The sequence below is a fragment of the Paenibacillus sp. FSL R5-0486 genome (genome assembly GCF_037975155.1).
Classification (GTDB): Bacteria; Bacillota; Bacilli; order Paenibacillales; family Paenibacillaceae; genus Paenibacillus; species Paenibacillus amylolyticus.
In genome coordinates this window covers 1,461,322-1,474,259 of record NZ_CP150237.1, presented here as the reverse complement: position 1 = coordinate 1,474,259, position 12,938 = coordinate 1,461,322, and the positions used below count along the sequence as shown (strand labels likewise).

At 45.3% G+C, this 12,938-nt stretch carries 9 protein-coding genes; 4 read left to right on the top strand and 5 right to left on the bottom strand.

All coding sequences use genetic code 11. The features are described 5' to 3' along the window. Positions 1-12: 12 nt before the first annotated feature. Complete coding sequence (locus tag MKY01_RS06440; RefSeq protein WP_339285904.1) at positions 13-1,737, bottom strand: GAF domain-containing sensor histidine kinase; 1,725 nt, start codon at positions 1,735-1,737, stop codon at positions 13-15. Positions 1,738-1,779: 42 nt separating this feature from the next. Then, positions 1,780-2,262, bottom strand: coding sequence for an ArpU family phage packaging/lysis transcriptional regulator (locus MKY01_RS06435; protein ID WP_253506193.1), 483 nt, complete (start codon positions 2,260-2,262; stop codon positions 1,780-1,782). A gap of 831 nt (positions 2,263-3,093) precedes the next feature. On the opposite strand from MKY01_RS06435, the gene MKY01_RS06430 reads away from it, so the two are divergent. From MKY01_RS06430 to MKY01_RS06420, 3 genes are all read left to right on the top strand, one after another. Then, entirely contained in the window at positions 3,094-3,537 is a 444-nt protein-coding gene (locus MKY01_RS06430; protein WP_082219000.1) for a helix-turn-helix domain-containing protein, read from the top strand. 42 nt (positions 3,538-3,579) lie between these two features. Next, positions 3,580-3,996, top strand: coding sequence for an ImmA/IrrE family metallo-endopeptidase (locus MKY01_RS06425; protein WP_017690190.1), 417 nt, complete (start codon positions 3,580-3,582; stop codon positions 3,994-3,996). Positions 3,997-4,168: 172 nt separating this feature from the next. After that, entirely contained in the window at positions 4,169-5,968 is a 1,800-nt protein-coding gene (locus MKY01_RS06420; RefSeq protein WP_339285902.1) for a 5'-nucleotidase C-terminal domain-containing protein, read from the top strand. Positions 5,969-6,565: 597 nt separating this feature from the next. On the opposite strand, the gene MKY01_RS06415 is transcribed toward MKY01_RS06420, so the two are convergent. Together MKY01_RS06415 and MKY01_RS06410 are read right to left on the bottom strand one after the other, a co-directional pair. Next, on the bottom strand, positions 6,566-8,350 hold the full coding sequence (locus MKY01_RS06415) for a proline--tRNA ligase (protein ID WP_339287105.1): 1,785 nt from the start codon (positions 8,348-8,350) through the stop codon (positions 6,566-6,568). A gap of 369 nt (positions 8,351-8,719) precedes the next feature. Continuing rightward, the gene (locus MKY01_RS06410) at positions 8,720-10,666 is read right to left on the bottom strand and encodes an FAD-dependent oxidoreductase (protein ID WP_245837997.1); all 1,947 of its coding nucleotides are present in this window, start codon (positions 10,664-10,666) and stop codon (positions 8,720-8,722) included. A gap of 436 nt (positions 10,667-11,102) precedes the next feature. Between MKY01_RS06410 and MKY01_RS06405 the strand changes: the two genes are divergently transcribed. After that, positions 11,103-11,774 (top strand): 3'-5' exonuclease, encoded by a 672-nt coding sequence (locus tag MKY01_RS06405; protein ID WP_017690193.1) that lies wholly within the window; start codon positions 11,103-11,105, stop codon positions 11,772-11,774. 57 nt (positions 11,775-11,831) lie between these two features. Here the strand turns inward: MKY01_RS06405 and MKY01_RS06400 are convergent, their stop codons facing one another. Continuing rightward, positions 11,832-12,803 carry a WYL domain-containing protein gene (locus tag MKY01_RS06400; protein ID WP_036669185.1) on the bottom strand — a complete coding sequence of 324 codons (972 nt, stop codon included), beginning with the start codon at positions 12,801-12,803 and terminating at the stop codon, positions 11,832-11,834. Between the last annotated feature and the right edge of the window lie 135 nt (positions 12,804-12,938).

Below are 12,938 nucleotides of genomic sequence, written 5' to 3'. Positions count from 1 at the left end.
TTCCCCCTGACTTTATACAGATTCGAACGGAAGTGGAATGACTGCCGTTACTGTCGTTCCCTTACGGGAAGAACTCACTATTTCTAAGTTGCCTCCGAGCGATTGAGCCCGTTCCTTCATAATGGACAGGCCAAGGGAGCTTCCAGACGACGCTTTTGGCCTGTTCGCACCACCTTTTCCCTGATCTGTGACAGTGAGCACCACTTCATGATTACTTAACTTGAGGGTGACCTCAGCAGAAGGAACATCCGCGTGTTTCCGTACATTATTCAGCGCTTCCTGTCCGATTCGCCACAATGCTTCTTCTATATTACGTGGTAAAGACCGCATTCCCGTCCGATTCGTCACCACTTGAAGACCCTGGCTGGTGCCGTATTCCTGTAGTGCATGGAGCAGCCCTGCTTCCAGTCCCGCGGGACGGAGCTGCATAATCAATGCGCGCATTTCCTTGAGAGCCTCCTGAGACAAAGCCCGAATATCCTTCAACGCTTCCGTTGCCGGGAGCAACTGCTCGGAGCCGGATAACATACTTTCCGCACCTTTAGCCGTTAACGATAGTGAAAATAAAATCTGATTAACCGAATCATGCAGATCGCGAGCCAACCGGTTTCTCTCTTCCATTCGTGCAAGTTCGCGGCGATTCTCCGCCAGCTTCAGACTCTCCCATGAGGCCGCAATATGTTCGGCCAATGCCTCCAGCACTTCACGGTCCGCCTGTGCAGGACCTGATGTTCCTATTCCGATCACCAGAATTCCCGTTTCTCCCGGCGTATGGTACGGAAGTGGAGCAGCAATTCCCGAGGCAATGGAATTCGTAGTCTGGTCAGGCTTGCACAGGGTAAATATTTCAGCGATCTCTGTCCCAGACAGAGATGTTACACGATGACTATTGATTACATGGTTAATGTGGCTCGTCACTTCGGAAGATAACGGAGTACCTGATAACGTTCGAACCGTATCATTTGCATAGGCTGCCTGCAAAACGAACATTCCGTTTTTCTGCTGAATGATTGTAGCAAAAGGCCAATCATAATGCTGCCCAAGCAGCTGTACAACTTTTAAACAAAAAGCCTCAGAATTGGTGCATTCGTTCACTGCAAGACCCAAGGCCGTGCTGAACTCCCCCAGCTTGGCATACAGATCAGCTCGTCGCTGCTCCGTGCGATACAATCTCATCCGCTCTACCGCACTACCAATCTGGTACGCCACGCCCTGTAACAGCGCCAGTTCACTGTCGCTGAAATGTTTCTTGGCTGGTGCAGCCACGTTGAGCAGGCCGAGCATCTTCTCACCTGACCTTAACGGGACGGTTGCATGGTGGGTAATATCATGGGTATCTCCCCATTGGAATTCCACCGCATCCTCCAGCCGTTTACAGTTAATGATGTTGACCGCATGATTGAGTTGACCGTCCTTAAAGCGGTTCACACACCAGCAGGTACCCGTTCGCATGGGCTCTTTATCTTCACGCAGTAATGCCGGGGGCAGATTGTAATCCGAAACACAGGTATAGTCTCCACGTTCATTAATCAGAAACATCCAGCCTGCCGTTAATCCGGTCAACTCCAGTAATTTGCCGACCACGGTATCCAGCATTAAGTTCAGATTATTGGACGTATTGAGCGTTTCCGCGATTGTCTTCAACGTGATCATTTCCTGCATTCCGACTTCTTCCGACATCGCAGACTTCTCTCCTTTGGCTGTACCAACTGTGGTTTGTTCAACTATTGTAACCAATCCACCTTGGATATTAAAGGATCAACTTCTTCAATCGCTCACTCAGCCCAGCTTCTGTCGCTCTTTGCGGGACACAGACAAAGGCTCCATATTAATCAGACCTCGATCTGACAGAGCCAGCGCCATTTTGTAGAAAGCACGTGTACGAATCTTCGTATACGTATCCTTGCTGACAGGCGGGTCAAACACATGGTTATACACTTTATAGTCAAACACATCATCGTCTTTCAGATATCGTTCACAGACGAGTACACGTTCCTTTTCACTCAGCCGGGATACAACAAAATCAATCGTATCGCAATATGCCTGACGCGCGCGCTGCAAGTCCACATTGTAGATTGCCGTTCTCGCCGTGGAATCCCCCGTCACATTGGTTGCACCGTGGAAACGCTCGGCGTAACTTGCCGTCACCATAACCTCTCGTTCTTCAAATGCAATGGTTTTATAGATTCGGTATTTTTCCAGCGCAGCTTCAACAGCTGTTTGCGTTTTGCGTCGGTCCAATTCGGGCAGCATCAATTCCATATTTATCTTCCTCCTTTAGTATTCTTTATAAAATAAATTTCTAATAGTTTCGCATGATCACTCCGATGACAGACAACCTAGTTAAACATGCAACCACTTCATCTTTAGCAATTTCATTTCTCAACTCATATCACTCATTCAATTTTTCACATGAAATTGTTTTGCAATCGTGAACGATGGCAAAACGCTCTTATCCATAGAGTTGTCCAGTTCCCTAAAAAAGTAACGACATTTTTTCAATTTTCCCCTGTTGCCTTTTGGAATCACTCCAAACCGCTATAATCCGGGGGAATTCCACTTTCAAGAAGGTGATTACAAAACACACGCTCTGCCTCAACTTTACATTTTGTTCGTATAGTGTTCGTATTTCTATTTGAGGATACCACTTTCTGGAGATCGGAGTAAACCTCCATTTTGGTTCGTTTTAACGATAAAATAAAACCTTCGCTCTCATTTCCTATGCCTTTTGGCATAATTGTTTCATATCTCTTTACCTAATGGTATATATACGTTATAGTACTGTTTAATTAATGAACTTCCGTACAAGTCATTTGATTTTTATAAAGAAGCCACTGAGATTTTTAGGGAAGGGACTTAGGTGTGTATCACGCGCATACGCAGTGAAGGAGACGGAATCGATTCTGAAGAAGCGAAGCGTTCGCCTTTATCCCCGGATTTCTCCCTTTAGAGAGGGAAATAGGAAATCTGGGGATAACAGCGATCAAAAGAACGATCCGAATCCGAAACGGGCATTGAACGCACACCTACCTCCCCCATCCAACTGCCTTCTTTATAACTCAAGCACTTGTACGAATCGAAGGAGTTGGCATAATTGTGGAGCACGCTTTTGGTCCTTATATGAAACAACTGCGCGAGCAACAGGGATACAGCATCAATCAGCTCGCCGAAGCAGCTGGAATAAGCAACTCACAAATTTCACGTATTGAGAATGGGGTCCGGGGTGTGCCAAAACCAGCGACCATCCGCAAGATTTCAGATGCACTCTCGGTGCCCTATACAGAGATGATGAAGCAGGCTGGTTATATTGAACCAGGGAGTGCCGCTGAACTTCAGGACGTACCGGAATGGGCTACATACAAAGACCGTCGTGATTTCAAAAAGATGCTGGAGGACGATGATGATCTGATGTTTGATGGTATTCCACTCGATGAAGAGGACAAGAAACGAATCAAGGATGTGCTGACAGGTCTGTTCTGGGAAGCCAAACAGATGAACAAACGCAAAAAGACAGACGAATCGGACAATCGCCCATGAGGCATGACCCACTGAATTTAATAAGGCAGCAGGTGAGATCATATGGATGACATCGTAACAAAGCTGATTCGAAAACACCGGACCAACTGCCCGTTCAGCATTGCCCGCGCGGTTGGAATACAGATTCGTTTCACCAATTTGGGGAAGTCCACCAAGGGACTGTACTTTCGCAAGCTCCGGCGCAGGTTTATCGTCATACACAATGATTTGCCGCCGGAGTGGCAACGGTTCGTGTGCGCCCATGAGCTTGGACACGACCGACTTCATAAAGGGATTAATCGATTCTTTCTGGAGGAACATTCCTATTTTGCTCCAGGCAAGCTGGAAAGACAGGCTAACCGTTTTGCCATTCAATTGCTGACCTCCGGAGTGATGCCTGAACCGGATGAATCTTTGGAGAAATTTTGTTTGCGTACCGGACTGCCGCGTGAAGCGCAGCATTTTTTTTACACACTTTAAGAACATACGTTCTTTCCAAAGATTATATTTTCCAACAGCAGATTTACATGTCACTTTCAGGTTACTTATTTTTACGTAATTCGCGAGATTTCCTAATAATAGTCTGTTAAAATACTATTTGAGCTGTGTAAATGCTCAAGTAGATTATTATTTTGGGAGGTTTCGGAATCATATGAAAATCTGGAAGAATTACGTTTCACTTCTGCTAACGGTCTGTTTGCTGTTTGGCAGTGTAGGTATTGCCGCAGCTGCAACGGATACCACTCCGGGCACAGGTAAACACATTACCATTCTACATACGAATGATGCGCATGCCCGTGCAGTTGAATCTTCACCTGCTATGGGTTTTGCCAAAGTAGCTGGAATCGCTGACAAATATCGTAGCGAAAACCCGAACACACTCTTGCTCGATGCTGGAGATGCTGTGCATGGTACAACATTTGCCACTCTTGTGAATGGTGAGAGCATCGTGAAAGTCATGAATGAAATGGGATACCAAGCCATCGTACCGGGTAACCACGAATTCAACTATGGTTCAGATCGTCTGATCGAACTGGCAGACATGATGAACTTCCCCATGCTGAGTGCCAATGTGAAGAAAAAAGACGGAACACGTCTCTTCGATCCTTATCTCATTAAAGAAGTAGATGGCGTGAAGATTGGTATCATCGCTTTGACTACACCGGAAACGTTGTACAAAACGAATCCAAAAAACGTAGAAGGTCTTGATATTACAGATCCATCTGCGGAAGCTAAAGTTCTGGTAAACGAAATCCGCAGCAAAGTAGATGTTGTTGTTGTACTGGGACACCTTGGACAAGACGCGTCCAGCACCGATACTAGCTTTAAAGTTGTTAAAGAAGTCCCTGGCATCGACGTATTCATCGATGGTCACAGTCACACTGTACTGCAAGATGGCCTTGTATCCGATAACGGAACATTGATAGCAAGTGCAGGAGAATACACCAACTATGTAGGTGTCATCGATCTATGGGTAGACGGTGGTAAAGTAACAAAGAAACAAGCAACATTAATTGATGAAACGGAAGCAAAAGACATCAAACCAAATGAGAAAGTCGCGACTCTCGTGAACTCCATTCAAAAAGAACAAGAACCTATTTTGAAAGAAGAAGTAGCCAATACAGCTATTCTGCTGGATGGTAAACGTGAACAGGTACGTGCAGGTGAAACTAACCTGGGTGACCTGCTTGCAGATGCCATTCGTGATGTCAGCAAAGCCGATATTGCACTGACTAACGGTGGTGGTATCCGTGCTTCCATCGAAAAAGGGATCGTAACCAAAGGTGATATCATCACAGTGCTTCCTTTTGGTAATCAAGTAGTAACCCTTGAAGTGAAAGGGTCCGATATTCTGGCAGCCCTTGAAGTCGGTGTAGCTTCCTACCCTGAACCAAGCGGTGGATTCCCGCAAGTATCTGGTATCAAGTTCAAAATCGATACTTCCGCTGCAGAAGGTAGCCGTGTACATTCCGTAACCGTGGGCGATAAAGCCCTTGATCCGGAAGCAACGTATACACTGGCAACGAATGATTTCACAGCTGTTGGTGGTGACGAATATACCATGTTTGCCAAATATCCAACTACGGGTATGTATGGCGCGCTGGACGAGGCATTGATCAATTACATGCAGAAGCTTGGCGCTGTAGACATCAAAACAGATGGTCGGATCAGTGAAGCGGTAAAACCTGCAGTAGAGCCGGAAACTCCGGCAACAGAAACACCAGTTCCAACCAAGCCAAAACCAGAAACACCAAAACCGGAAAAACCATCTAAACCAACACCAAGTAAACCTGCTCCAGCCAAACTGCATGTTGTGAAATCCGGAGATTCCCTGTACTCTATCTCCAAACAATACGGCACAACTTGGCAGGCATTGCAAAAGCTGAACAATATCAAAAATCCACACTGGATTTATCCAGGTCAACAATTGAAATTGCCTGCAGCTTCTTAAGCTCAGCAAAGCAAAGTGCATATAGGCATGACCGCTTATAGTGCATCAACATACCGATCTATCTTGTCATAACTAAAAGGGTGTCCCCAAAGCCAGATTACTGGTTAAGGGGACACCCTTTTGTATCTCCGTTCTTAAACATCAATCCATATCAGATACTTGAACATTTCCTGTGGACATATCCTGCTGATCCTGACAATCATCTGAGGCAAAAATAAATCCCAGCCTGGCCTTTACGGACCAACTTCATCATGTGCCTTCCACACCGAACTATATAAAAACTCTCCGGAATGACCGTGTTCATGCGGTTATTGTACTTTTATTTCGACATCTCTATCTTCTCAACATTGCATACTTGCACATAAATCCGCCTGGGTATGATCATCTTCAAATCCTTAATCATAAAATCATTTGTATACTAAATACAACTATCCAAATATAGTTATTTCGTATGATATCACTCATAAAATCCTACCAAATTGTATGCCTATAGCCCTCTTTTTCATGCTCTCATTGGAATTTCAGCAATCAAAATCAGCTACCGCATCATATTCGGTACTATTATATGAACTCATATAATTAACGAATCCACTGAGTTTAGGAAGTGAGCTGTTCCTTCACATAAAGCACAGCTTTCTGTGCAGTCAACCCGATTCGTTTCGATTCACCTGATGCTACTAGTGCGTGTGATCCCAGTTCGACCTGTCCTTCGGCTGCTCCTCGGCCAATAACGATCTGCACAGGCAATCCGATCAGCTCCGCATCCTTGAATTTCACACCTGGACGTTCATCCCGGTCATCAACCAATACCGTGTAACCGCCATCGATCAATTGTTGCTCCAGTTCAAGGGTAAGCTGACGCTGCTGCTCATCCTTCCAACTTACTGTAATCAGATGCACATCATATGGCGCCACAGCAGCCGGCCAACTAATGCCGTCATCTCCTGCATATTGTTCAGCTATAGCGGCCATCAGGCGGGATACGCCAATGCCGTAACACCCCATGACTGGCGCACACTGGCGACCATTACGATCCAGGAATGAAGCACCCATGGCATCACTATATTTTGTCCCCAATTTGAAAATATGGCCAACCTCGATGCCTTTGGTAAACACAAGTGGCGATCCACATGTTGGACAAGCATCCCCTTCCGCAGCAAAGCGGATTCGTTCTACTCGCTCCAATGCAAAATCAACCCCTGGGCGTACACCGGAAAGATGCACATCCACTTCATTGGCTCCTGTAATTGCACTCTTCATCACTGCCACGTCAGCGTCCACCACCATCGGCAGATTTAGTCCAATCGGACCCAGGAATCCTACCTTCAGATTTGGATGTGCCGCAATGGCTGCATCGTCTGCAAGGATCAGTTCCTCTACCCCCAACACCTGCTTCAATGCGATGTCATTCAGTTCATGATCTCCACGCACAAGCGCAGCGACGAGCTGACCATCCGCCACATAAAGCAGCGTTTTGATCATATGTTCAGCACCTTTGCCCACAAAAGTGGTTAACTCTGCGATCGTACGAACGCCAGGTGTCGAGATACGTACTACGTTTTCCACTCCTGAATGTTGATCCGTTTGAAGCGCGGAGTCTGCACTCGCAGAATCAGCTGGAACTTCCAAGCTTCCTTCTTTTTTCTCCATATCTCCAGAAGTCTGATAGCCCGCTTTCTCCAGATTTGCAGCATATCCACAATGTTTGCAGGTTACAATTGTGTCCTCACCCACATCAGCAAGAGCCATGAACTCATGTGTTTCCCCTTGACCGCCAATCGTTCCCGCGTCCGCCTCAACACGGATATAGTCCAGACCACAACGCTCCAGAATGCGACTATACGCCGTGTTCATCGCCTGATAAGTCCGATCAAGCTCTTCCCAGTCCGAAGCAAAAGAGTACGCATCCTTCATGATGAACTCACGTCCACGCAACAATCCAAATCGAGGACGGCGCTCATCCCGGAACTTGGTTCCGATCTGGTACAGGGTGAATGGCAGCTTACGATACGAGCTCACCTCGTCCCGCGCTAAAGCGGTTACGACTTCCTCATGTGTTGGTCCAAGAGCAAATTCCCGTGCATGACGATCCTTCAGACGCATCAATTCGGGACCATACTGTGTGTATCTTCCGGATTCTTCCCACAACTCCGCAGGCTGCATAATCGGCAGTAACACTTCCTGACATCCCGCACGATCCATCTCTTCACGAACGATCCGTTCAACATTTAACAATATACGCCGTCCAAGGGGCAGGTAACTGTATATCCCTGCTGCCAGTTGGCGAATCATGCCGGAACGCAGTAACCAGCGATGTCCCGCTGCATCTGCCTCCGCTGGCGCTTCACGTAATGTTGGGACAAGCATTTCACTTTGACGCATCATAACACACTCCTAATCTTCCTTTTTTGTTATCAAATACGGCGCATAAACAGCAAAAAGACACATCCGTCAAGGGACGAATGTGTCGTGGTACCACCCTTATTTAACTGCAAATTAATCCGTTCGCAACCTATGCGATCTGGAACATGCAGTCCTACGGGGCATAACGGGCCCTGCCGGCGGAGGTTGCAACCCTGTATGGGCATTCTCTTCCGCAGCTCGCGAGGTAGGAATTTATGAAGCAGCTACAGGAACCTTGCACCACACTGTTCCCTCTCTGTTGAAGCTGGCTTGCACAATCATGTCCTCGTTATAACGCTGTTATCATTTTTGACCACATTAGTTCATTTACAAGTAATTGTCAACCAATTAGTCGAATACAACTCCAGAATAATACTCCACTACATCACGAATGAGCATAAACGCATCCCCATTGGTAAGATTGTTCTTGTCAGCAATGCCAGCAAGCGTGTCGGCACTTATAAAGTTTTGTGTTTGCAAATGAGCAAGTGCCTGTTCAAGTGAAGTTTCCGTTTCTGAAGATCCCATTGCCAGACATAACATATACGTAGCCTGATCCAACGTTAAAGGTAGGGTTACGGCATTCTCCATATTTGCTAGAGCTTGGTCAGCACTACCTGTGTAGGCTTCTGGAAACATCGCTTGCATTCTTTTCAATTTACTTAAAAATCGTTCTGGATTCATTCCTTTATCCAGTTCCCAACCATCGTTATTATAATTGCCTGAAGTCATATACATACTCGCTGCAGCCAGCAATCCCTTGTAATCCTTATGCTCCATATAATCAGGCTGTTCGAAACGATGTACTTTCAGATCCATCCCCTGATTCTCCAGCATCTTACGTAGTTCAGATGCTCGCTCTTCGGAAGTTGAGAGTTCGCGGAAGGACTCCTTATGGATATATGCCAGCTTGACCGCCGCTCCTGCTGCTTCTCCCTCTGCCATTCCCAGTGGGACAACTCTTGCACTACCGTGTGGGATTGTATCAAAACTTGCTGCACGTCCAACGACGAGCAAACCATCAACCTTTAGCGGTACAAGCGAGCGAAAAGGTACACCATATTGAATCGGACTCAACATAATCGTGCCGGGATTTCCAACACTCGTGCTCTGAATATCAATATCGTATGAGCCGTATCCAATAGCATCCCAATGATCACGATTTTCCATGACATCAGCTAATGTTAATCGGTACTCGCCATAGATATGACGTGATTCTCTCACGTAAAGCTCGTCTGCTGTTCCAGCATATTTTAGCCCTGCAAATTCATCATAATTTTTCTTCAGAAAATCAACAATTAGTGGGGCTTCTTTACGCCCGATTTCCAGACCTTTTTTCACAGATATCGGATCTAACGGATCTACCCCAAAGATTTGCATCGTATTAATCAAGATTGTATCATCATTTTGTCTTCCGATATTCAGACTTCGAATCTTAATATGTTGTGGATTGGAGGATTCATATTTTCTAGCATCACCGTACCCCCAAGCACTCATCTTATCAACCCCGGTTCCCTCTCTTTCCCTAAACTTTTGCCATACCTCATCAGTAACACCGCTTAACTTGAATACAAGCGTAGAGACCATTTTGGATTTACCATCTCCAATATCTTGTCTACCTATGGAGTATGGAACTCCTGCAGCGGCTGCAATATCCGCATCTTGCGTTGCATCAATGATGGAGCGGGTTGCAATCTGAACAGTTGTTCCATCTTCTTTAGTTATGCTCATACCCGTTATTGTCGTGTGATCTCCCGTAGATTGTTCAGTAAGGGGGACTAATTCCTTAACATTCATCAACAGGTCAATATTAGGTTCAGAACGAACCATCCGATAGAAAATGTTAGCCGCTGTGTTGGTATCAAATGAACTACCCTCGATCTGGTCAAACCATTCCTGGAAGATACCTTTGTTCAAAAAGTCAGGCTGCCGCAAACTACTCAATAACTGCGGTTGTTCAGGGGAATAATTTAGATCCAGTGTATTAAGGCCTCCCTCGGTCAACAATCCTCCCAACATGTTGCGATCTCTTGCTTCTACCAGCAATACACGCATCCCATTACGGGCAGCTGATAAGGCAGCAGTAATACCTTCCGGATCCGTTCCGGCTACAATAACGTTATAGGAATCTTTCAGGTTTAGTGTAGATTGCACGTCCTCCAAAGGCTGCCATACATAATTATTATTAAATTTATAATTCTTGTTCCAAATATAGAATGCACCATATGCAGCGCTCATTAAAACAATAAACACACTGGCTATAATTGCTGTTATTTTCAATTTTCTACTAATCAAAGAAACAAACCTCCATATGTACTTTAAATTCAATAATACTAACTCGTGAAGTAGTTTTATTACTGTTATACCAACAACCGACTAACTTTTCCTCCTTTCCTACATGAGTATGCTATAAATAATAAAAAACTCCCCAACACTTCAAACCGTGTTAGGAAGTTTTGATAATAAGACGGAAAATTCTATTTTTAAGTTGCCATAAATACAAACAAAACACAGGAAAGTCCCTAACTTTCCTCATTATAACGACCACTTTTGGCGAAGTAAAGACTTACCAAAACCGGAAATGCATTAGAAAGATCATTAAACACTCAGACTGTTCGTTCATCCTGACTACAATGAATTCTCTGGCGATGGCTGACATGGCAGCACGTTCCCTGTAATATAGAGAAATAGAAATCTATCACAGGTATTAATCGATAAAGGAGCTTGTCCTATGCCATATATCATATATGATCTTGAATTCACAGTAAGCCGCAATACTCGCTATTCTTCTGAAATTATTGATATCGGTGCCGTCAAAGTTACGGAAAGTGCGGATGGATTGGTCGTAACGGATACGTTCCATACGTATGTTCGTCCTTCCAATAAGTCTGTTCTTTCCACTGACACGATTCAGTTTACAGGTATCACGCAGAAAGATATTGATGCAGCCCCACTTTTTCCGGCAGCACTGAATCAATTCATCGCCTGGATGGGAAGTGACCCCTATTACATGTGTTCCTGGGGACCCGATGACCGTAGCAAACTGATCTCTCATTGTCGCACCCATCAACTTGATGTGGCCTGGATCACCAATCATAACGATCTCCAGCAACAATGGTCTCGCACCGTTCGTAAAGAAGGCAAGTTCCGTCAACTCGGACTCGCTCAGGCTCTTGAAATCTGCGGAATTGAATTTGATGGTACCCAGCACCGTGCCTTGGATGATGCCATCAATACAGCCAAGGTGTTTATGCATCAATTTGACCGATTCACTCTGGAAAACAACTGTGCAGCCGATGATGAGGGCATTACATCCAAGGTGGTTTATTCCAGCTCCACAGAAGATGAAGAAAAAGAATCTCCATTTGGCAATCTGGCAAGCCTTTTCAAAACCAAAGAGTAACCGTCCACAGCACAGTACTTAATCGTGTTTTGGCTTAGGATAGGTGGCATTCTAATCTCAACTTTTATTGTACATTTGTTGCCAATAGTTTAGACGTTCTTTCATCTTGATGCGGCAGATCTCCGGTTCGAGAATTTCCGCATCAGGTCCATATTTAGATATCCATACAAGAAATTCGTCAACATCACTTAATATGGCTTCAAATAACAGGCTACCTTCCGGTTCAATGGTTAGGATGGGTCGTAAAAAAAATTGCTCCTGCATCACACGCTCCACAGCATGGGGTGCAAATCGAATTTTGAACGCAGTCCACTCCGTACTTCCCTCGTATGCCCAAGGAATGCGGAAGTGCGATTGCATCAGATAATCCTCTTTGCGAAACGTGCGTGGCAATATTCGTATCTTTTGCAGCCGGCTCACCTGAAATATTCGAAGTTTCTCCGACAGGTGACAATACCCTAACAGCTCAAATCTGTATTCACGAGGGATAAGACAGTAAGGATCTATACGTACGATCCCTTTTTTACCTTGAGACAGATACTCCCCTTCAATGGTGTTCTGTGAAATGCCAGCCTGAAGCAGGGTAATCATGGATTGATTCTGCGAATCGTTGTTTTCATTTTGCCATGCGGGCAATCCCGCTTTGAACAATCCACTAATTTGCTCCGACCATTCCACTCGTTCTGTTTTGTTTTTCTGACTCGCAGCAACCACTTTCTCATAAGCGCTCTCAAAAGCAGGTTTCAGCAAAGGACGAATATTCTCCATAACTTCAGCAAGATGCATGAAGGCTTGGGCTTCTTCATCAGACCAATTTAGCGGATACATGGCAAATTGGCTGATAAACATGTACCCTTGCCCGTGTCCCATATTGGCGATCGGGATATGCATTGCACTGAGGGCCTCCATGTCGCGGTATATCGTCCTTTCCGTCGTCTCGCATCGCTGGGCGAGCTCACGTGCCAGTATGCCTGGCTTCGCCTGCACCAGCGTTATAATGCGCATTAATCGGATTAGTCGGTCTGTCATTTTGCCGGACCCTCCACGATGTTGTTTCAATAAATTTGATACAACTCCATCCATTGTTTAATATGATATTGATACATACATTCGACCTTCTCCTAAACTTCACCTTCAAATATGTAGACTCTCTCTATACCGTTA